At 41.1% G+C, this 23,198-nt stretch carries 16 protein-coding genes; 7 read left to right on the forward strand and 9 right to left on the reverse strand.

The window, feature by feature from the left end:
* The first annotated feature begins 67 nt into the window (after positions 1-67).
* From RMX89_RS32100 to RMX89_RS32110, 3 genes are read left to right on the forward strand one after another with little or no spacing between them, the layout of a single operon-like run.
* On the forward strand, positions 68-871 hold the full coding sequence (locus RMX89_RS32100; protein ID WP_322691787.1) for a Uma2 family endonuclease: 804 nt from the start codon (positions 68-70) through the stop codon (positions 869-871).
* Between the two features lie 57 nt (positions 872-928).
* Positions 929-1,138: a type II toxin-antitoxin system HicB family antitoxin gene (locus RMX89_RS32105; protein WP_322691788.1), complete on the forward strand. Its 210-nt coding sequence runs from the start codon at positions 929-931 to the stop codon at positions 1,136-1,138.
* The gene (locus tag RMX89_RS32110; protein WP_322691789.1) at positions 1,135-1,356 is read left to right on the forward strand and encodes a type II toxin-antitoxin system HicA family toxin; all 222 of its coding nucleotides are present in this window, start codon (positions 1,135-1,137) and stop codon (positions 1,354-1,356) included. Before RMX89_RS32105 ends, RMX89_RS32110 begins: the two co-directional genes overlap by 4 nt.
* Positions 1,357-1,591: 235 nt before the next feature.
* Here the strand turns inward: RMX89_RS32110 and RMX89_RS32115 are convergent, their stop codons facing one another.
* The 7 genes from RMX89_RS32115 to RMX89_RS32145 all read right to left on the reverse strand — a co-directional run bounded on the left by RMX89_RS32115 (position 1,592) and on the right by RMX89_RS32145 (position 15,691).
* Positions 1,592-4,177 (reverse strand): caspase, EACC1-associated type, encoded by a 2,586-nt coding sequence (locus RMX89_RS32115; RefSeq protein WP_322691790.1) that lies wholly within the window; start codon positions 4,175-4,177, stop codon positions 1,592-1,594.
* A gap of 34 nt (positions 4,178-4,211) precedes the next feature.
* Positions 4,212-4,589: a hypothetical protein gene (locus tag RMX89_RS32120; RefSeq protein WP_322691791.1), complete on the reverse strand. Its 378-nt coding sequence runs from the start codon at positions 4,587-4,589 to the stop codon at positions 4,212-4,214.
* Between the two features lie 405 nt (positions 4,590-4,994).
* Positions 4,995-6,680: a dihydroxy-acid dehydratase gene (gene ilvD / locus RMX89_RS32125; RefSeq protein WP_322691792.1), complete on the reverse strand. Its 1,686-nt coding sequence runs from the start codon at positions 6,678-6,680 to the stop codon at positions 4,995-4,997.
* A gap of 462 nt (positions 6,681-7,142) precedes the next feature.
* Entirely contained in the window at positions 7,143-7,778 is a 636-nt protein-coding gene (locus RMX89_RS32130) for a M10 family metallopeptidase C-terminal domain-containing protein (protein WP_322672038.1), read from the reverse strand.
* A 1,283-nt stretch (positions 7,779-9,061) separates the two neighbouring features.
* Entirely contained in the window at positions 9,062-9,760 is a 699-nt protein-coding gene (locus RMX89_RS32135) for a calcium-binding protein (RefSeq protein ID WP_322691793.1), read from the reverse strand.
* A gap of 878 nt (positions 9,761-10,638) precedes the next feature.
* Positions 10,639-12,093: a calcium-binding protein gene (locus RMX89_RS32140; protein WP_322691794.1), complete on the reverse strand. Its 1,455-nt coding sequence runs from the start codon at positions 12,091-12,093 to the stop codon at positions 10,639-10,641.
* A gap of 475 nt (positions 12,094-12,568) precedes the next feature.
* A complete protein-coding gene (locus tag RMX89_RS32145; protein ID WP_416212020.1) occupies positions 12,569-15,691 on the reverse strand; it encodes an MFS transporter in 3,123 nt (1,040 codons plus the stop codon).
* A gap of 530 nt (positions 15,692-16,221) precedes the next feature.
* On the opposite strand from RMX89_RS32145, the gene RMX89_RS32150 reads away from it, so the two are divergent.
* From RMX89_RS32150 to RMX89_RS32165, 4 genes are all read left to right on the forward strand, one after another.
* The gene (locus RMX89_RS32150) at positions 16,222-17,502 is read left to right on the forward strand and encodes a general stress protein (RefSeq protein ID WP_322691796.1); all 1,281 of its coding nucleotides are present in this window, start codon (positions 16,222-16,224) and stop codon (positions 17,500-17,502) included.
* 142 nt (positions 17,503-17,644) lie between these two features.
* Entirely contained in the window at positions 17,645-18,106 is a 462-nt protein-coding gene (locus tag RMX89_RS32155; protein WP_292741746.1) for a BON domain-containing protein, read from the forward strand.
* A gap of 184 nt (positions 18,107-18,290) precedes the next feature.
* Positions 18,291-18,725: a CAAD domain-containing protein gene (locus RMX89_RS32160; RefSeq protein ID WP_322691797.1), complete on the forward strand. Its 435-nt coding sequence runs from the start codon at positions 18,291-18,293 to the stop codon at positions 18,723-18,725.
* 344 nt (positions 18,726-19,069) lie between these two features.
* Entirely contained in the window at positions 19,070-19,477 is a 408-nt protein-coding gene (locus RMX89_RS32165; protein WP_322672032.1) for a hypothetical protein, read from the forward strand.
* A gap of 88 nt (positions 19,478-19,565) precedes the next feature.
* On the opposite strand, the gene RMX89_RS32170 is transcribed toward RMX89_RS32165, so the two are convergent.
* Entirely contained in the window at positions 19,566-21,131 is a 1,566-nt protein-coding gene (locus RMX89_RS32170; protein ID WP_322691798.1) for a metallophosphoesterase, read from the reverse strand.
* A 166-nt stretch (positions 21,132-21,297) separates the two neighbouring features.
* Positions 21,298-22,269 carry a YegS/Rv2252/BmrU family lipid kinase gene (locus tag RMX89_RS32175; RefSeq protein WP_322691799.1) on the reverse strand — a complete coding sequence of 324 codons (972 nt, stop codon included), beginning with the start codon at positions 22,267-22,269 and terminating at the stop codon, positions 21,298-21,300.
* Positions 22,270-23,198 lie beyond the last annotated feature (929 nt).

A 23,198-nucleotide genomic window follows, 5' to 3' on the forward strand; every position in this document is an offset into this window, starting at 1 on the left:
CTACCTCAATGGTCAACTTGCTATCTAATGTTTTTGCAAAAATGGGATGCTCCCAAGGCGATCGCTCATGACTATCGAAAACAATCCAAGAGCCATTTTAGACTGGGAACACCCCACACCACCTACAGATTTAATTTTTGATGATGGTGAACCCTTGGAATCAAATCGCCACCGTATTGCCATGAATGTGTTGATTCGGTCATTGCAGCAAGTTTGGGCTGACCGAAATGATTTTTTTACTGGGGGCAATATGTTTATTTATTACAGCAGCGCCCAAGTACGTAACCAGGATTTCCGTGGCCCCGATTTCTTTGCTGTCTTGAATGTGGACGGGACTAATTCTCGGCAAGGTTGGGTAGTGTGGGAAGAAAATGGTCGTTATCCTGATGTGATTGTAGAATTAATGTCACCATCCACAACCAAAATAGATAAGACTGTTAAGAAAGACCTTTACGAACAAACTTTTCATACCTCAGATTATTTTGTCTATGACCCATTTGATCCAAATTCTTTGCAAGGGTGGCATTTAGATCATAATCAGCAATATCAATCTTTGACACCGAATGAGCGTGGTTGGCTGTGGTGTCAAAAGTTAGGTTTATGGCTGGGAACCTGTGAAGGAACAATAGACAGAGAAACGGCGATATGGTTGCGGTTTTACGATGTAGCTGGCAATTTGGTTTTGTTACCAGACGAAGCTGCTGCACAAGCACAAGCCGCAGTCACGCAGGCGGAAATTGCTGTTGCACAAGCACAAGCCGCAGTTGCACAAGCCGAAGCTGCTGGTATACGAGAAGAAGCCGCAGCTGCAAAAGCGGCTCGTTTAGCAGCTAGATTGAGAGAGTTGGGTGAAAATCCAGATATGTTGTGAGAAATTTTGGCTTTTTTGATTTATTTGGACTACAGTTTTGATTTGTAGGAGTAATAGATGAAGAGACAAGTTATTATCTATCCAGGAGAAGATAGTTATTGGGTGGCTGAATGTCCTAGCTTACCTGCTTGTATCAGCCAAGGGAAGACGAAAACAGAAGCTATTGCCAATATCAAGGAAGCTATTGAATTATATATTGAAGTTTTACAAAAAGAAGGTCGTCCTATTCCAGAAGATCATCTGGAAACTGTTTTAGTTGATGTATGAGCAAGTTACCTATCCTTTCTGGTCAACAGTGCATCAAAACTTTGGGAAAGGCTGGTTTTTATGTTTTGCGACAACGGGGAAGCCACATTATTTTACGTCGGGATGAGCCATTTGCTGAAGTGGTTGTCCCGAATCATCAAGAATTAGACAAAGGAACTTTACGAGCAATTATTAGACAGGTTGGGCTGAGTGTTGATGAGTTTATCGAATTGCTGTAAGTAAAAGACTGGATGCGATCGCTATTTTTAAATATCAGAATGAGTAAGTGCGATCGCTATTTTTAAATATCAGAATGAGTAAGTGCGATCGCTATTTTCAAATCTCACAACAAATAAGTGCGATCGCTATTTTTAAATGTCAGAATGAGTAAGTGCGATCGCTATTTTCAAATCTCACAACAAATAAGTGCGTAGTTTACCGCCGTAGGCATCGCTATTAAGTAAAGCTTCAAAATTAAGGTTGAATCGGCACAAACTCATATTCGTCTTTTTTATCAGGTTTTTGTTTAACTTGGACTAAGAAGATGGGATTATATTTGCGATCGCCTGATGGTAAAAACTGAATCTTTCCCGTTGCACCATCGAATGAAAAATCAGATTTGTGCAGTTCTTGTTGTAGTCCTTCACGGGTATTATTTTTCCGCAAACCTGCAATAATTGCTTGAGTTGCATCATAAGCCGTAGCCGTTCGCCAGTTCACCTTAGATTTCCATAATGTTTTAGAATTATTGACAAAGTTTAAGTTAGAAGCATTACTAATATCCCAAGGAACTGCTACTACCATCCCCTCAGCTTGCTTTCCCCAAGAGTTTAAAGTCTTTAGGCTGAAAACATTATCTCCTCCAAATATATGTAACTTGTGATTATTCGCCTGAATTACTTTGTCAGCTTTCTCTAGTGTTTCTGAATCCGAGATTAACATCAACACTGCATCTTGATTAATAACCTGTTTTATAGCATTTTCTGCATCAAAATTGTCACTATTTAAGTCAAATTGATTTTCCAGCGATACTTTTCCACGCTTTTCTTGAACAGCTTTAACAAACTTGTCTTTTAGCGATATGCTATAGAGATTAGTAGAATTATAGAAAACCACTGCATTTTTTTTCTGCAATTTAACCATATAATTAGCTAATTTTTGTGCTGGTAATTCATCACTAAAAACTGTGCGAAAAATATAGGAGTTAGAACCAGAAATATTCACAGCAGTGCTAGTAGGAGAAATAGCTACAAGTTTATCTTTATAGACCTTGCCTGCTTCTAAGGTAGCATTACTAGAAGCAGCACCTACTACACCTAAAATTTCTGGATCTCCGACTAAGGCGTTCGCAATTTTTCTAGGAGTGCCTGATTTCTCATCATCGTTGGCGATCGCTACCTGCAATAGCTTGCCATTAATGCTGTTATTGTTGTTTACCTCATCTTGAGCTTGAGCTACACCGCGCAGTATCTCTTTTGCTAAATCTGGGTCGGTATCAATAGGTACGCTCACAGCAATTTTGAGCCGTTCTCTTTGCTGACGAGCTTTAGCGTTGTTCAAGTAAATTAAGGCTTCTGGGTCTGTGGGATGCTCTTTCCTATATAAATCGAATTTATTAATAGCAATCTGACAATTATCCTTAGCAAATTCTTGTGCTCCAGCTTTTTTATCTAGATTTGTATCTCGTTTATCTAAAATTTCTTCACCCAAGCTAATGCTGTCATTTAAATTATAAGTCTCTTTTTGAGCACAAGAGTTTACTAGAGGTTTATCTCCAGATGCAGTTTGCCGAGATAAGTCTAAATTAGCGCCAATAACTACTCCGATTACTCCGATAGTGCACGCTCCTATAATGTAATATAATAAATTGCTATTTCGGGTAAGTTGAGGATTTACCGGAGGTGGGGTAGTTGGCTGTTCGTCACTTATGAGAGTTTCAATTTTAGCTGTCTCCTCATCTTTTTGGTCGATAATTTTTGAAGGTTGTATCTCACAAATTCGGGCTTCAATTGGGTTTATATCATCATCTCCAAGTACTAAAAGTTCTTGAAGACGTTTTAACTTAGTACGAGTTTTATCACTGAGATTAGAATCTGATTCTCTCGCCTTACAGAACGCCTCCTCATACTTCTGTAATTTCCTTTTATACTCTTGGTAAGGTTTTAAAACCTCTACTTCAATTGATTTCGTGTCCTCAAGCGTTAGTTGCAAACTCTCTTGTTTTACTTCTAATGTAATACGATCAAGTTCATGAATTTCGCCACTGCCTTCTTTTGCCAATTCTTGAACTAGTTTGCGATAAATAAGCTTTGGATCACCTTTTGGTGCTTTAGCTATGTAAATTTTATAACCTTCTTCCACTGGGTAGATTTTCGGTGTCATTGCTGGAGCTTCTTGCTTGACTTTAATACTGGCATATTCATGCAGTTCATCAACAGAAATCTGTCCATCTCCATCTTTATCGGCGGCTCCTTTTTCAATCCCCTCGACTAGATAGCGTGTGTAAACTGAAAGTTCTAAACCTTCCTGCTCAAATGCATACTGAGTAGATGTGGAAGAAGTCAGAATTGCTCGTCCTTTTCCACCTAGCTCTTCCTGCAAATTTACCGTGCTGCCATCTCTTGGAATCATATCCCGAGCAATTGCCCCACTAAAGCAGCAATCCAAAATGACCACCTGTCTCTCAGATTTGCTTTCATTCATGTTTTCGTTCAGAACACTAGCTGCTAGCGCTGAAGGCTTAAATAGCCTCCCATTATCTTTGCAAGTATTACAGTTTGATAAGTAAAGTTTGCCGTTTTCATCTTTAATTCCATGACCAGAGAAGTAAAACAGCAACAGGTCTTCTCTTTGGCGATTGGCAAAAAGTCTGTATATGGCATTTTCCACTTCCTGCCGATCGGGATTTTTTAGTATTACAACATCGGTCTCGGTAAATCCTCCCATTTCTGGGTTTAGTAAAACTCGCTGCATTGCCTCCACATCTTTTGTAGCCGCAAGCAATGAGGTAATGTCTGCTCCATACTCGCTTACACCAATTAGCAGCGCTACCTTCGCCATATCGCTATTCTCCTTTATTTGTGGAATTTATCGGCTAGCTACCTGCGATAAACTTTTGAGCTTCTTCAATGGCGGCGGTTAATTCTTCCCGACTACTAGCTTTCACCTTCAGTTTTTTGCCGTTAGCTTCAACTTCCAATTCAATGGTTTTGTTGCCCAAGCGATCGCCCAAATATCCCAACACTTTCTTAAAATTGGCTAGGCTCACCTCTGCCTGCAATACCCCCACCAGAAAACCGCCAACAGACTTGGCTCCTTCGGGTATTTCTGTAGCTGCTACTAATTCAGCACTTTCTACATCTAAGTCTTTGATTTCTCGCAGCAGATTCCGTGCTTCTCGTTCTTGCTCCTTTGCATCTAAATCTGGATTAGAAAGAGTGAGCGTCAGTTTGACGTTAGATTCAGAACTCATTTTGTGCCCTTTTAGGTTTTTCAGCAGTTGATGGTCAATGGTATTTCTGTAGTATATCGATTGATATCACTTCTTCTATGTAAATTTCCTGAAACTTTTTCAAGGTTTTTCCAAAAACTCATAAAATTCAGGTATAAATCTGGTATAAATACAGAGCATCCCTTTTCAATAGCTTCAAAACTTAGAGGCAATCAACAGTATTTCTTTCGATACAGCAATTTGTTTTACCACGCTTGCGATCGCAAAGTAAGTTAGTGAGTTTGTCTTTGCAACTTCTTTAGAAGCGATCGCTAGATCAAACTATTACAGAACAGCGAAAATTCAGCGACTATCTCAAATAAGCAGACAAGGGGCTAAAGCCCCTTGTTAAAGGTAGGCAAACTTGCGCCACAGTTGTCAGGTTAACTAAAACAAGTCCAAATCTGTCACAGCACCAATACTGCTAGAAGATACCAATTTGGCATATTTTGCCAACACGCCTTTAGTGTAACGCGGAGCCGGAGGTTGCCAATTGGCACGACGACGGGCCAGTTCTTCTTCAGATATATTCAACTGCAACAAACGAGCGGGTGCATCAATAGTAATACTATCGCCTTCTTCTACAAGCGCGATCGCACCACCAACTGCTGCTTCTGGAGCCACATGACCAACCACCATGCCGTAAGTACCGCCAGAAAAGCGTCCGTCGGTAATTAATCCTACAGCATCACCCAAACCAGCCCCGATAATTGCTGAGGTGGGAGCCAACATTTCACGCATTCCAGGGCCGCCTTTAGGCCCTTCGTAGCGGATGACTAGAATATCACCAGCTTGAATTTTACCCGCCAAAATTGCATCTAAAGAGGCTTCTTCCGACTCAAACACCCGTGCAGGCCCGGTAATTATTGGTTTTTTCACCCCAGTAATTTTGGCGACAGCTCCTTCCGTTGCCAAATTACCTCTGAGGATGGCTAAATGTCCTTGAGGATACATCGGGTTATTCCAAGTCCGAATCACATCTTGATTGGCAGATGGTTCTTCTGGGATGTCTGCTAATATCTCTGCAATGGTTTGACCGCTAATGGTGAGACTATCACCGTGTAATAAATCATGCACAAGTAACATCTTCATGACTTGCGGAATACCGCCAGCTTTGTGCAAATCTGTAGCAACATATTTACCACTTGGTTTTAGATCGCACAAAACGGGAACGCGAGCGCGGATAGTTTCAAAGTCGTCTATAGTTAACTCTACATTAGCGGCGCGGGCGATCGCTAAAAAGTGTAGTACTGCATTGGTCGAACCACCCACCGCCATAATCACAGAGATAGCATTCTCTATAGATTTGCGGGTGATAATTTGTCGGGGTAATATTTGTTTGCGAATCGCTTCGACTAACACAAATGCTGATTTTTCGGTGCTGTCGGCTTTTTCGGCATCTTCTGCCGCCATTGTTGAAGAATAGGGTAAACTCATCCCCAGCGCTTCAAATGCTGAAGACATGGTGTTAGCTGTGAACATTCCCCCACAGGAACCAGCACCAGGACAAGCTCGACCTTCAACCTCTAATAATTCCTTTTCGTCAATTTTTCCAGCACTGTATTGACCAACAGCTTCAAAAGAACTGACAACAGTTAAATCGCGTCCATTATAGTGACCGGGTTTAATTGTACCACCGTAAACGAATATTGCAGGGATATTCATCCGAGCGATCGCTAGCATTGCCCCTGGCATATTTTTATCACAACCGCCAATAGCCAGCACACCATCCATACTTTGTCCAGTACAGGCGGTTTCAATGGAATCGGCAATCACTTCCCGCGATACTAAGGAATATTTCATCCCTTCAGTTCCCATCGAAATCCCATCACTAATGGTAATCGTACCGAATACTTGCGGCATCGCTCCGGCGGTTTTAATCCCAACTTCTGCCCTTTGTGCCAGTTGATTTATCCCCATATTACAGGGAGTGATCGTGCTGTAGCCATTGGCAATGCCCACAATAGCTTTATTGAAATCTTCATCTTTAAAACCAACTGCACGCAGCATAGCTCGATTAGGCGATCGCTGCACTCCTTGCGTTACAACTTGGCTTTTCAAATTCTCCGACATCTTTTTTCCTTCCGTGCCATCATCGCAACTGTTGCGATTGTATTACCTGATGATTTTCTCATGCCTGGGCGGTGCGATCGAATATGAGTAATTCTCTATGTTTCACCGTGTCTTTTGGTCAGCCCTAACTAGAATAAATCTTCATCTAAGCGTTTGTGTTAAATAGGGATGATTCTTATGTGTATAGCATCTAAAGTGCCGGAAATACACGAATTTAAATATGAAAAAAAGTCATTGCCCCAAGGTGAGGCTCTGACTTTCCACATTTATAAGCTTAGTATATTGATATTGATTCCGGTGCACAGATGGAGACACTCTAACTTTGCACTAGAGTTCTTCTTCAAAATTATATCTGCCTTGAAAATAGTGACTAGGGATTGAAGACTGGGAAAGAGATATTTTCATTCTCTAATGCCTTCTACCTTCTGCCTCCTGCCTTATTTTCAAGGCAGGAATATTAAATTAAAGAATGAAGTCACTTGACACTACTTGTGGTGCTCCTATAAGCCGAACTTGAAACTCAGCCGACCGATCCCCATCAGTGCTACCTTCGAGAATACCTCCTGAATAACGGATTTGGCCGGGTGCAGAGAATTGGGCACTCCCAATGAAAGTAAAAGCTTGGTTGCCTCCAATAGTGGAGTTGGCATCAATATTAAATAGATCGATGCGATCGCCTGACAAGGTTCCATTTCCACGAAAGTCAGTGATTATGTCGCGTCCCGAAAGTGGAGTATCAGAAATTGAGTTGTACTTGAAAACATCATTACCCGATCCTCCAGTGAGAATATCTTTTCCACTACCGCCAGCCAGGACATCATCCCCAGTACCGCCATTGAGCGTATCGTTGCCAGCACCACCGTTAAGAATATCGTTGCCAGCGTTACCAAAGAGGCTATCATTGCCACCACCAGCGTTAAGGATACTCTTGCCACTACCACCTACAAGGGTACTGTTGCCACCACTAGCGTTAATGACATCGCTCTGACCATTATTGCTACTGCTACTGCTACTGCTACTGCCACCGCTACTGCTATAACTACTAGAGCTGGCGCTAACACTGCCGCTACCGGAGGAGATTGATATTGAAGTTGCCATTGATGAGTTTCTCCTAAACTTAGAGGAAAAAAAAATTACCTCTTTACTTCTCCATTATAAAACGGCATTGCTGATTAAGAGTATGAATTTGATTTCCTTCAAATACATAAAGCAAGCAATTTAAAACATGGAATTTGGGAATTCCATACTTTCATTCAGCAATGCCGACAAAACCAGGTCAAAATATCAATAATTGGAGTATATTGTTGAACAAACCTGATTGGAATAGTCCTTTACTATTAAGTTTGAATATTCGAGAGTATTTGAGAATATTTAAGAAGTACTAGATGTATTTAATGATATTTATTTCATATTTATACCAAAAATCATCTGATGCCCTTGTACCTTCTATTTTCAGTTGTTTCAGTTGGAAACTACTCAGGAACAGTAGATTTTTTCTACGTGATTATATAGATTTAATGATATTAATACTGTATTCATAATAACAATACTATAGTATTACCCTCAGCAGATTTTTTTCTCAAAAAAAATAATAATTAACTTTTTTATTCTCTGTCCAGAATAAAATACAAAACCTTTGTCCAGATAGAGTTGGTTTTGCATATTGATATTTTTTTAGTGGTTTCTGTAGTTATATATAACAAATAATTACCAATAAGTTAAAAGCTTTGTTAGACATATGACACAAAGAAAAGCCTTAAGATTTGTGTAACTTGATAACAAATAATTACCAATAAGTTAAAAGCTTTGTTAGACACATGACCCGAAGAAAAGCCTAAAGATTTGTGTAACTTGAATTCGTTCCCAGTCTTAAGACTGGAAATGTATTTCGAGAGGGCTGCTGCCTCTGCTAAAGCCATTGGAGGCAGAGCCTCCCAGGATCGTAATTAGGGTTGTATTTTAACTTAGTGCCATTCCCTTGTTAGACCAGTGCGACGCGAATAGCCCGTCGTAGACATCGCTGCATTCCCTAACGTTACAATTTGGCTATTGTGGCATCATCACAAGTTTTGCGATTGATTGTATTAACAGATTTTCTCATACATACGCAGCATTGGTAATTTTATATTTTTTAGATGTGCTTCTGTTAGGTGCAGTTGATATGAGCAACTTTGTTAGTATTTAACTGTGCTTGATTATAGCGATATCATTGTTGACAGCTTAAAGCCTACTGCATTTTCTCACAGTTGGAGTATGTTTGGCTTTGCACCTAAATTATTCTTCAATATTACTGTTTGCATAAATCATAAATAAGAACCCTACTCCTAAACGCTTGCTCTTAGAAGTAGGGTGTTCAGCGCTTTTGCAAGAGGTATATTAGATTAGAGGATGATGTCGCTTGCCACTAGTGATGGTGCTCCTGTCAGTCCAATCTCAAACTCAGGTGAGAGATCCCCATCAATGTTAGCTTGAAGAGTACCTCCTGAATAACGAACCTGACGGGCTGCTGAGAATGCGGCAGCACCAATGAAACTAAAGGCTTGGTTGCCCGCTACACTGGAGTTAGCGTCAATGGTAGATAGATCGATTTGATCGCCTGCAAAGATACCGTTTCCAACGAAGTCAGCGATAATATCTCGTGACAAACCAGTAGGACTATCTGAAACTGAATTGAAATCGAAAATATCGTTGCCAGCACCGCCAGTGAGAGAATCAGTCCCAGCACCGCCAGTAAGGATATCGCTGCCACCACCCCCATTTAGGGTATCGTTGCCAGCACCGCCAGTGAGAAGATCGCTGCCAGCATTACCGTTAAGGATATCGCTGCCAGCATTACCGTTAAGGGTATCGCTGCCAACATTACCGTTAAGGATATCGCTGCCAGCATCGCCATTTAGACTATCGTCGCCGGCATTGCCATTCAGGATATCGCTGCCAGCACCCCCATTTAAGATATCGTTGCCGGCATTGCCATTCAGGATATCGCTGCCAGCACCCCCATTGAGGGCAGGACGAAAGATTAGTGGGGAACCGTTGATGGTATTGTTGTCATTAAAAATGCTACCTTCGATAATTGCCATTAGTAAGTTTCTCCTGAACTTAGAGGGTAAAAAATAACCTCGTCACTTTCCGATCAGAAAACGGTGTTGCTGATTAAGAGGATGAATTTGGTTTCCCTCAAAGGTGTAAAGGAAACAGTTTCAAATATTGAATTTTTAAATTTCACACTTTCATTCAGCAACGCCGAGAAGACAAGGCAAAAAAATAACGAGTGGGTAGAGATAACTGAACCACACCTGATTGGAACAGGTCTTTGGTGTTAAGTTTGAAGATTTGACAAGCACTAAATGTATTGATGATATTGGCATCAAAATTATGCCAAGAGTAATGTCATGTTCTTATATCTTTACTGGTTGCAGTAGTAGGATGGTATGAAACAAGCTGATTTCCTCCTACAAAAGCGCATAACTTTTAGAACGTTTTGATTTTATCCACAATCACAACACTATACTATTACTTTCAAGCCTACTTTTTTCTATCTATAAGAAAGAGTAATTATCCCTTTTTTATTCCTCTCGCTAAAACAAAATCTGAAACCTTTGTTCAGATAGGGTTGGTTTTACTTTTTGAGATTTATTCGGTTATTTATCTAGTTATATATAAGGAAGTAATTGCCAATAACTTAAAAGCCTTGTTAACCAGTGCGTAGGCGTAGCCCGTCGTAGACATCGCTACATCCCTTGCGTTACAATGTGCCTTCTCAAATTCTCTGACATTTCTTCATTCAGTGGCATCATTGCAACAGTTGCGATTATATTACCTAATTTTCTGATGTAGAGGTGGCGCAATTTAATAATTATAAACTATTAGAAAGGCAAGCTAAACTTATCTCTCTTTGTGACTATTCAATTATCAAAATTCTGCATTCTGCCTTATTTTTAAGGCAGATAATATTAAATTAAAGGATAATGTCGCTTTCCACTAGCTGTGGCGCTCTTGTAAGCCGAATTTCAAACTCAGCCAACAGATCGCCATCAGTACTACCTTGGAGAATACCTCCTGAATAACGGATTTGACCGATTGCAGAGAATGCACGACTCCCGATGAAAGTGAAGGCTTGGTTGCCCTCTTTAGTGGAGTTGGCGTCGATAGTAGATAGATCGATTTGATCCCCTGCAAGGATGCCGTTTCCTACAAAATCAGCGATCGCATCCTGTAACAAACCAGGTTGACTCTCTGAAACGAAGTTGAAATCGAAAACATCGTTACCCAATCCTCCAGTGAGAACATCAGTTCCACCAACACCCGTGAGGATACCACCGTTACCAAAATCACCGCTAATCGTATCATTGCCAGATCCGCCAACTAGGCTATCGTTGCCCAATCCGCCAACCAGGTTATCGTCGCCAGAATCGCCGTTAATCTTATCGTTGCCAGATCCGCCGTCAATCTTATCGTTGCCAGATCCGCTGTCAATCTTATCGTTGCCAGATCCAGTATTAATGATATCGTCGTCAGATCCGCCGTCAATCGTATTTTTACCATCACCGGCGTTAATCGTATCGTTGCCAAATCCGCCAATAATTGTATCGTCACCAGATCCGGTGTTAATGCGATCGTTGCCAGATACACCGCTAATTATATTGTTCCCCGCTCCGGCGTTAATCGTATCGTTGCCAGAACCAGCGTTAATCGTATCGTTGCCAAATCCACCGTCAATCTTATCATCGCCAGATCCGCCGTCAATCCTATTGTTCCCAGATCCGCCGTTAATCGTGTCGTTGCCAGATCCGCCTTGAATCCTATCGTTGCCAGATCCGGTGTTAATTATATCGTTGTCATATCCACCATCAATCGTATTATTGCCATCACCAGCGTTAATCGTATCGTTGCCAAATCCACCGTTAATTGTATCGTCGCCAGATCCGGTGTTAATCGTATCGTTGCCAGAAACACCATTAATTATATTGTTCCCCACTCCGGCGTTAATCGTATCGTTGCCAGAACCAGCGTTAATCGTATCGTTGCCAGAACCAGCGTTAATTGTATCGTCGCCAGATCCGCCGTCAATCCGATCGTTGCCAGATACGCCGTTAATTGTATCGTTGCCATTACCACCTTGAATCTTATCGTCACCGTCAAATCCGCCGTCAATCGTATTGTTGCCAGATCCGCCGTCAATTATATCGTTGCCTCTTCCCCCGTCAATCGTATCGCTGCCAGATCCGCCCAGAAGGCTATCATTACCGTTTCCGCCGTTAATTCTATCGTCGCCAGAACCACCATTAATCGTATCGTTGCCTTTTCCGCCCCTAATTGTATCGTTACCGTCAAATCCGTTGATGATATCAGGTAGAACAGAAAAAGAATTACCAAGATTGTCAGGCTGATTAGTACCGTTAATAATTGGCATAGTGAATTTATCCTGAATTTAGAGGGTAAAAAATTAATTTGCCACTTCCCCAGGAGAGAAATAACGAGTAGGAAGATATAACAAATTAGACCTGTTCTAATCAGGTCTTTGCTGTTAAGTCTAAAGATTTGAGAAACACTGGATCTATTGATGATATTGGCATCAAAATAGATTGTGCCAACAGTCATGTTATGTCCTTGTACCTGATGAATTCACAGTTTCTAGCAGCAATCTGCTAGCAAATAAGCAGATTATCTTCTACGGAATTGCATAGGTTTTAGGACATTTTTTCTGTATTCAGAATAATAAAAGTATGATACTACCTCAAGCTTACTTTTTTCTAGATTTAAGAAATAATAATTAACGGGACTTGAGATCGCGATACTTTTTTTATAAATAAAAAAGTGGCATTCATTTATAAAGACTGAATGCCACTTTGTATTTCTCAAAATTCCTGATTATGCAGATATTTTATTTATCCAGGTAGAGTTATGCCAGTTACAGCGATCGCACCTGCGATCGCACTGGCGCAAAGAGAAGTAATCGCTGTCCCAAATATCCACCATGCAGCATTGGCAACGGTTTTCTTGGTTTCTTCAGCTTGCTTTTTAGCTTGCTCTTGAATCGCTTTCAGGCGTTTTTGAGTTTCTTTCTGAATGCGTTCGGCTCGATGCAATACGCCATCCCGCGCCGCTTCTATTTGGTTAATAATGCGGTTAGCATCCGCTTCGGAAATATCTTCACGAGAACTCAATACAGCAACTAAGGTGTCACGATCGAATTCACTGAGGCGATCGCGCAATGCTTCAAATCCAGCTTGGGGATCGTCGAAGACTTTTGCAAAGTCTTGCTTAATGCCTTCATAGTTGAGTTCAGGAAGATTCAGGGAGTTGAGATAGTTGCGAACTTTGGCAAAAACTCCGTCTAGCACTGATTGCACTCTCTGCTGAATCTGTTGGAATTGTTCGACAATCGAGCTGCGAACAGAATCAATTTGATCCACAATTCGGTTAGCTTCCTCTTCTGAGATATCCTCACGTTGGGATAATAGCGCCACAATTGTCGAACGGTCAAATTTCGCGGCGCGATCGCTTAAACTCCCAAGTCCAGCGCGGGGAGAAGACAGCAGCAATTGTAAATCGCGTTTGATTCCTTCGGGATTGAGTTCATCTTTGTTAGTATTACGCAGATATTCTTCGAGATTGGCTTCAAAATCTAAAGCTTGTTGAGTCGTGCGCTTCGCTAAACGTCGTGGCGCTCTCAGAATATCACCAATGGCATCTTGAGCGCGATCGATGATTTGATTAACTTGCTCTTGGCTCAAGTCGCCGCGTTGACTCACGAGTTTTACTAAGGTTTCTCGATCGACATTAGATAAGCGATCACGCAGTGCTAAGGCTCCAGCTTGAGGATCGTCGAGTAATTTTTCCAAATCGGCTTTGATACCTTCGGGATTAAGTTCTTCCAAGTTGGTATTGCGAAGATATTCGGCGATCGCTTTTGTGGTTTTTTCGTACTGTTCTTTCGCTTGTTGCGGTACTTGCAAAATACTATCTCGGACTGCTTCTAGCTGATCGAGAGTTTGATTTATCTGTTCTTCGCTCAAATCTTGACGCTGACTGAGCAATTGTACTAAAGTATCGCGGTCAAATTGCGATAGACGCGATCGTAAGAGGCTAATTCCAGCTTGGGGATCGTCTAGTAAAATTCTAAACTCACGTTTGATCGCTTCGGGATTGAGTTCGTCTTTATTAGTATTTTGCAGATAGTTTTCAACTCTTTGACGCAGTTCATCGGCTTTTGCTTTTGCTTGTTCTTGCAATTCTCTAGCACGATTCAAGAGATTATCGCGGTTGCGTTCGAGTTGACTAACAATATTATTAGCTTCCTCTTCGTTGATATCTTGACGCTGTTGGAGCAATTGTACAAAAGTATCGCGGTCAAATTGTCCGAAGCGGCTATTTAAATCTTCAAAGCCAGCTTGTGGATCGTCTAGCAAGTTGCCAAAGTCTCGTTCAATACCTTCGGGATTGAGTTCGTCTTTACCCGTAGAACGCAGATAATCTTCAATGCGGCTGCGGAAATCTTGCCCTTTTTCTCTTGTTTGAACCTGTTTGACAGTTTCTAAAACTTCCAGGCGATCGCTTTCCATTTGTTCGGAAATTTCTTTTACCCTAGCTTCGCTAATATCACCGCGCTGCTTCAGTAAGTTGGTGAAATATTCTTGATTGATTTCTTCCAACTCTCGTCTCACAGTTGTTGGATCTGCATTTACGTCATAGATGACTTCTTTAAATTCATCTATTAGGGTAATTCGATTGAAGTGCCAAGGAAACGAATGCAATATGTAGTCTTCTACATCTGCCTTAATTGTATTTTCCAGTGATATGGGTAATTTTGCAGATACTTGCTCAGTTGCTTCCTCTCTAAACTTTTGAAATTGTTCTGTGACTTGCTCGACATCGACATCTTGAACTTTTTCTTTCAGTTTTTGCAACTGAGTTGTAATTTTGTTCACATCGATATTAGAAAGGTTTACCCGTTCCAGAACTGCTGGCGCAGCTGCACTTAAGCCATACGTAATAGCTTGCTTGATTATACCATTGCCATTACCGCCTCCGATTGTAACCAATTCTTGCAGCCGTTCACCTAATCGATCGGAATTAAGTTCTTCAGGTGTAGCAGACTTGAGTAAATTAATTACTTGTTCGGTGGGATTTTTGCGATTTAAAGCTTGTTGCCATGCACCTTCAAATTGATCGGCAATGCTATTGATATCTTCTTGAGATAAATCGCTACGGCTACTGATTAAATCAACAATTTGTTGGCGATTAACGTTTTGCAATAGGTCGCTATTAGCAACAGATTGCAAATCTGTATCTTTAAGAAGTTGATCAAATTGACTCCGAATTTCTTTGATATCCAGCTTTGGCAATTGCAGAGAACTTAAAGAACTTTGGAGAGTATTTTTAATACCTTCAGAATCAAAACCTGAAGTTAATTCCCGCCGGACTGCGGCTGTAATATCTTCAGCAGTAGAAACTAACTGTTTTTTTGCAGTATTAGCACCGATGCCAGCAGTTGCCGTGCCCATCAGAGTTTGAAAACCAGAAGTAACAGTATTAGATATAGAACCAATTAAAGAACCTACTGCTGATGAACCCAACCAAATTACTAGTGAAAAATAGGTAGACCAAATGACTACACCAATAATTGCTCCTAAAAATGCGCTTTCGATTAGGCTAAGTTTTACTGCTAAAAAACAAGCAATAAATAATGCAATGCTAACGGTTATTAATGCCCAAGTACCAACTTTAGCTTGACCTTTACGAATTGTCTTACCCAAACTTTCAGACTCATCATCAGAATCTGAGCCTATTTCCCAAGATGAAATTCCGACAGCGACTGAAAAGTTTGTCAATAATAATTGAAAGGCAAATGCCATCAAAACCCCAGCTAGCAGTGCTACCAACAATTTAGGCCCAGAAAAAACAACTGATGCTTCTTCTGGAGTTAGTACTTCCTGAGCTAAAGTTATCGGCGCCGATCCAAAAGATAGCCAATTCCATTTAAAAAAAGTTAGAACACCTTGAAACATCATATTCTCTCACTTTTACTCAATTAAATACCTATTCATAGGCTTATTTATCAGCTTAATTATCATTTATGTAAGCTGGCACTTTCTTTAGTAATAAGTTGGTTAGCCAAAAGTCGTATTTAAAAGAAATAAATATTTATTTTTTGTTTCAAAAAAACTTATAATTTAGTTAACAATTTATGAGCCAATATTAGGCAAAAATAAATCTCATAAAACTGTATCTACTGATATAGAAGGTTATGAGCGGGTGGGTTACACTAGCAAATCTGAGAAAATAATGTATTTTAGTATCAATTTTATTGAAATATTGAAAACAGAGAATAATTGTTATAAAAACTTTAGAAAATAAAATATATTTTTTAGTAGAGATTTAGTTACTAACTTTAGATAAAACTACCTATATCTAATGATAGAGATAAAAATTCTTCCAAGCGATTGATGAAAATTAAATAGAAACATGTATAAATAATGGTTACTACGAGCTATGAATTAGTAAATAATTGATTTTTGTTTGCTGAGGAGAAAGAATAATGGTAGTCGGTGTACATAAACGTGCTGTAGGTGTATTTTCTCATCGTCGAGATGTTGAACACGCCCTACATGAATTAAAAAAAGTTGGCTTTGACATGAACAGAGTTTCTGTTATTACCCAAGATGGTGACAGAGACGATATTGCTGGTGCGGATGTGAGCGATCACGTTGGCGATCAATCTGACGAAGGTGCTAAAGTCGGAGCAGCTACAGGCGGTGCTTTGGGCGGATTGACTGGCTTATTAGTTGGTCTTGGCACTTTAGCAATCCCTGGAATCGGGCCAATCATGTTGGCTGGAGCCGCAGCAACTACCCTAGCTACAACTCTCGCTGGCGTTGGTATTGGTGCAGTAGCTGGTAGTTTACTTGGTGCATTAATTGGTCTAGGAATTCCTGAAGAACGAGCTAGAGTTTATGACGAACGTGTTAGACGAGGACACTATTTAGTCATTATTGATGGTACAGATTCAGAAATACTTAGAGCAGAATCAATTTTAAATCATCAGGGTGTGGAAGAGTTTGGCATTTACGACCACCCAGATGCGACAAATCCAGCCACTGGTTATGTGACTCCAGCTGCGAATGCGGGTTATAGTGGTGTTTCCAAACGTGCGATCGGGGTATTTTCTCATCGTCGAGATGCAGAAGCAGCAATTACAGAATTACGAGATGCAGGTTTTTCCTTGAATCAAGTCTCCATCATTGCCAAAAATACAGACGGTCATGGGATCGGTGGTGTAGATGTAGACAGAAACGTTGGTACTGGTAATAAAGCAGACGATGGCGCAAAAACTGGAGCAGCTACAGGCGGTGTTCTGGGTGGCTTGACCGGCTTATTAGTTGGACTTGGAACTCTAGCAATTCCTGGAATCGGGCCTGTAATTGCTGGTGGCGCAGTTGCAACAGCTTTGGCGACAACATTAGCTGGTGGCGCGATCGGTGCAGCAGCCGGTAGTATTGTAGGCGCACTTGTTGGCTTGGGAATTCCTGAAGACAGGGCGCGAGTTTATAGCGATCGCTTCCAAAGAGGCGACTATTTAGTAATTCTCGATGGTACAGAAGCTGAAATCCACCAAGCTGAAGCAATTCTTAAGCGTCGAGGTATTGAAGAATTTGCAATCTATGATGCCACTGAGATTAGTGACTATCGCCCAGGTTCCGACCGAGTAACGCATGATGACGCAGCAGTAGTCGATCCGATTCGCCCCAATTACTCAACAGAGCCTCATAGAAACGATCCTGCTGTAGTTATTGTCGATCGTCGTGATGAAGTACTTTAACCTAAAGTAGTTTTCACTCACACTAATTAGACAAAATTGCAGGAGCAATAATTTGAAAACTTTGCTCCTGACTAAAAAAACTTGCTCCTCATCTTTGCCGTAAAGATCAATAGATTTCATTTTCGGATTCAGAATTAAACCAATGAAAAAGCTAACCCCTTTCGTAATTAGTTGCCTTTTAGTGTTTGGTGTTGCTGCTTGTGATAACGCTTCTAAAACAAGTGAATCTGCACCCAACAATCCTAATGAGGCTCCCCAAACACCAACTGCGAAAACAACAGAAGCTTCTCAAAAAGATGCACAAAGTGAAGTTCGTAGAAGACAACTCAATGAGGATATTCGCGCTCGCGAACAGCGCAATAATACTACTGGTGGCGATACAAAAAGAGCTAAAGCTGACTTAGAAAGTGAAGTTCGCTCCAAATTAGAGGCTAATATCCCCAAGAGTCAACTAACAGTTAATGCCGCAGATGGTGGTGTTGTGACTGTGGCTGGAACTGTCACTAATCAGCAAGAATTGGCTAAAATTGAAAAATTAGCTAAGGAAATTAAAGGTGTGAATAGTGTAGTTGTGAAAGCAACTGTTGCCAAAGTAACTAACTAAGGCAACTAACTAATAAACCCAAGCGAGCAGGTAAGGATAAACCGATTTAACTGCTCCTGCTAAACCTGAGTGGTCAGTAATAAGCTTAACTGACCACTAATAATTGATAACTGACAACCTTAATAACTATATTTATTGATGCTCACAGTTATACAAAGTCTTGTAGTTACCAAACATAAAAACTATGGAAACCGAACAACAGCAACGTGAATCGATCGATGCTTCCTTATCACAAGGTACGCTAGCACTTGAAGGTACTGATACTGCAAACTTGCCAAAGTTACCCCCAGCATCCGAACCTGAATCTCAATGGCAGCAAATTAGCAGACAAATTTCTCAATTTTTAGAGCAACTGCCCCAATACTTAAGTGACTTTTTTCGAGACTATAAGCAGCCTCTAATAAGCGTTGCTTTAATTTTGGCAGCGATTATTACAGCTAGAGTAGTACTGACGGTACTAGCTGCAATCAATGATATTCCCCTACTATCACCACTTTTTGAGTTAGTTGGAATTAGTTACACCAGTTGGTTTGTTTTCCGTTATCTACTGAAGGCTTCAACTCGCCAAGAATTAGCCGATGAAATTCAATCACTGAAAAACCAATTCGTGGGCGAGTAAATTTTTTGTCTATTAAACAAGAGTTTACACGGGCAAATAGAATTTGCAGCTACGCAAACTCTCGTCCGGTTCTGCCGGCTTGGGTAAAGCCTTGTATAGTTGAAGTTTCTAATTGCCCTTTTTATATTAAGTTGGCTTCAACTAAAACTCTTGTTCTACCAAGAAATATTAATTCACAGTATTTAACCGGACTCAACCTTAGTGTTTTAGATACATCAAAAGATAGAGAATATAACATTATTTTTAAATTTAAGTCACTTCTCAAGATAGTAGCTTGGAGATGAGATACAGCCTAATCTAGTTTCTGAAGTTATTTAATAGATTCTTTAACGAGGACATAAATTATGGCTAATGAAGCAGTTAAGAGAGATACAGATTCATCTGATAGAGCGGAAGTCAATAATTACGATCGCGGCATTATCCCTGCTGAAACCGCCGCTAGAATGGAAAGAGAAGGAGATAAGTTCAAAAAAACTCCTACGGAAGAACGGGAAGCAGAAGCACCTACTGACGATCAAACCGATTCCGAAAGTATACGTACCACTGACGGCTATACCATAGATAATGAAGGTTTGTCTAATAACTATGCAATTGAACCGGAAATGTATTACGAAGAACCGGGTGATGCACGCCAGCAAGCCGCAGAAGAGAAGCAACAGCGGATCGAAGAACTTGGAGAAGTTAATCAGGATGAGGAAGGCAAGTTGACAGATAAGGGTGACAGCCGCGGTAGAGGCCCAGGAATAATTTAATTAACAACTCTTTTGCTGGGTGCAATTACACGTAAGAAGGCTAAATAGGTGTTTTCTAGAGACGCAATAATTGCGTCTCTAATTTTTTTTAGATTGTGTGTGGTTCGATAATCAACGGCTCAAGTTCGCGATTATGCCATTGCTGCTGATACCATTCGGCAACCAAAGGACGGACAATAAACTTGGGCTGTTTATCGCCTTTAACATCAATACGTAAACCTGAATAAGGTCGTCGCTTCTGAGAACCTTGACCGTTGCGACCGATGAAGAGATGCGATCGCGCTACTAATCTATTCTCCTCCATCAAATCTGCTCCCTCAATTCGCTGGCGTCGCAAACTAAACCCGCTACCGCCACAAACAATCCAGTGGATATGAGAATCAGCGTGTCCCGTATCCATTGTTTCTAGGTGTTCTAGGCAGTGTGCGTGACCATTTATTACTAAATCTACCAAAGGACGACCCTGATTTAAGGAACCGATTTCTTTAGCTACCGCATCCAGTACCCCACGCAGGCGATCGCGAACAATTAGAGTTTGTGCTTGTTCCCACTTCGTCGCCTCAGTTACATAAGGAGGATGATGGAAATAAATTATCCTTCCGCGAACTTCAGAATTATTCCAAGATTCAATTAATCTTTGCTTGAGCCAATCCAGTTGTTCAGTGTCAGTCAACGTGGTTTTATTAGTAGCTAGTTGCTTATCGATATCAACAATAATTTCTTCAATTTGTGACATCTTGGCATGGAAGTCGTCTAATTGATCGGCTTCACTGGGGTCTTCCGGTCGAAGTTTGGCTGAGGTTTCAATAATTTGCAGTTTTTCTTGCTCTAAATCCTCGCGACGTTTTTCTAAGAGTTTGCGATCGGCGTTACCTTTTTTTGTTTTCGGTAGCGGTGGTGGATCGTTAAAGGTATTAGAATCTAAAGCAAAGAAATCAATACCGCCGTAACGAAATGTGTAATAGCGATTAGGAAGGCGGGTAAATTCCCCAGGTTGATAGGAAAGACAACGACCTGTATCTGTCTTGGCTGTGTAATACCGATCTAAGTGGCTGGCTAACTCTCCTGGAAGCTGAAACGCCTTTAGATAGTCAAGAAATGCCTTTGCGTAAGCGTCACCGCATCTTGAGCCATGTAAACCTACATCTAGGTCTAACCGCGATCGCAACAGCTGGCGAATGGGTAATGTTGTTAGGGATGCCAAGCTCAATAAAATCGGCAAGTTATAGTAATCGTGATTTCCCGGCACTGGTAAGATGGGCAGCTTAAAAACCATCTGGTCGTAAGCAATCCGTTTGCGATGCTCTATGCCAAAGATAAACTCTCGGTAAGGCTGAATAAAGTTTTGCTGGTAGTATTCACTCGATCCCACTAAATAAATCACATCTCCCGTATGCAGCATAAAACGGGATTCGTGGTGATGAGGCAGCATAAGTTCAGCTACTTGTCGTTGGGGATTGTGTCCCCGGTGCCTGCCGGAACCACTATCACCAACAACTAAAAATGAGAACTCAGAATTGTCTGTTTGACCATCTTCCAAAACCAGCCGAGTTTGGTCAATATCCCGTTCAACAATTAACGGATCTTGCCACCGTACCCGCTGATTCATTTTCCGAATTTTATTAGCGATCGTTGGATCAGATACAAGTTTCAATGCAACCTCTCCTGAGTTTCAATTGAAGGGGAGCAGGGAGAGCAGGGGAGCAGAGGGGCAGGGGAGCAAGGGAGCAGAGGAGCAGAAATTATTCCTAATCCCCAGTCCCCAATGCCCAATGCCCCATGCCCCATGCCCCATGCCCCATGCCCCATGCCCCATACCCTCATTCTTCTGCTGTATCTTTCATCTCAATAATCAGATTAGGGAGTCCCTCTAGTTTTTCGGTCGGCTCAACTTCTTCTACTAATGGCACGAAAATTCTTAAGCCTGCTGGTACACACTTAATTTCTACAGGTGTTGTGCCTACTATTTCACCATCTAGAACAACTTTTTGTGGTGGCTCTGTAGTAATTTTAAATTGTTTGGCTCGCAGGAAACCTATATCATCTCGTTCAACGGCGTTACCTGTGGAAGCCGTTTGAAATAGATGAAACGTGGCAGCGATCGCTCCTGCTTTGTTAGTTGGAGCTACAATTGTTAAATCTAGTAACCCATCATCATAAACCAGACCTGCTGGGCCTTGAGCCAAAACTGAAGTGGGAGGTGCGGCATTTGCTACCGTTACTGCACTGGCGCTAGTTTTAATTATCCTATCTTCAGTTTCAATTTCAACATCAAAGTTTTTTAAATTTCTTAATTGCTGGATTCCTGCCAAAACGTAGGCCATCATCCCAAAGCGATTTTTGGCGTCTCGATCTGCCAATTCTACAGTTTCAGCTTCAAAGCCAATACCTGCCAAAAGTACCATTGGGCGATCGTTGCAATAGGCTACGTCTACATGGGTGGTTGCTCCCTGCAAAATTGTCTGACACGCACCTGCGATCGTGTCAGGAATTCCTAAAGCTGTGGCAAAAGCGTTGGCTGTTCCTCTGGAAACGATCCCAAATGGGATATCAGTTCCCACTACAGCCGCCGCCGCTATTGAGAGAGTACCATCCCCCCCGGAAGCAATGATTGCATCTACTCCTCGCTCTATAGCTTGAGATGCCAGTTGGTCGGCATCGATTTCTTCAGTTGTAAAATAAATATCTAGATCGATCTCTGGCTCTAATATTGCCCGAATTTCTGCTAGCTCTGTATCTGGGTCGCCCTGACCCGCAACAGGATTGAAGATTAAACAGGCGGAACGATTCATAAGGTATAATAACTAAGCTTGGATAACTAATGAAGATAACAAATTATTCTTAGCATTCCTAGAAATTTTCAACTTCTCTTTTCGGGCTGAGTTTTTTAGACGATCGCATCATAGCACCAAGAAAAGGCAAGAACCTTTAATCGTTCTTAAGACCTTCCCAAAGAACTCTATTTTTAACCGTCTGTTTCACATTACTCACTCAACCAGAAGGATGTTTGGTTAATCGGTAGAAAAATTTAAAGCCATCATCAGAATTGTATATAGACAGGCTTTAGGAAATTCCTATATTATGGAAAGTGAGCAAATTACTGTTCTTGAGTCGTTGTTTCAGCAAAGTTAAATCAGCGATCGCAAGTTTCAAGTTTATCCGTTTAGTAGCGAAATTTGAGTTGTATCGTTGCCTATTTTTAGCTGTTGCTATTGTTATCGGGCAATAGGATTGATGAATTTTAGGCATCTTTTCAGTTGCGCTCCCATCAATGCGTAAATCCAACTAATATCTCAATTGCTTGAGCAACTTATTAAAGTTAGGCAAAGTTCCACTACAGCCTACTAGTAGAATGTCTAAGTTAATATTGAGGGTTTGTAGTAAGCACTTTAGTGCTTAGAAAATAAGGACTGAAGTCCTGACTACGAACTTAAACTTGGCATACTACTAATCAGTTTTGCGGCAATTACAACTCAAAGGGCTAATAACTGGGGATAAGGGAGACAAGAGCAAAATTAAATGCCTTTCAGGAGTGCTGAATTGGGAATCTTTAGAACTCGGTACTGACTCAACGCCTCGCTAGCAGAACTGTTTTGGCTCATAGATAATTCACAATCCCTGCAAATTTATAGCTCTAATATGTCTATTCCTTTGTTAAGCTATTCCCTGGAGTTTAGACTAAGCTATGCAAAACGACCCAGCAGGGCTGAGTTAATCAGAG

The organism is Nostoc sp. DedSLP04 (genome assembly GCF_034530775.1).
Taxonomy (GTDB): Bacteria; Cyanobacteriota; Cyanobacteriia; order Cyanobacteriales; family Nostocaceae; genus Nostoc.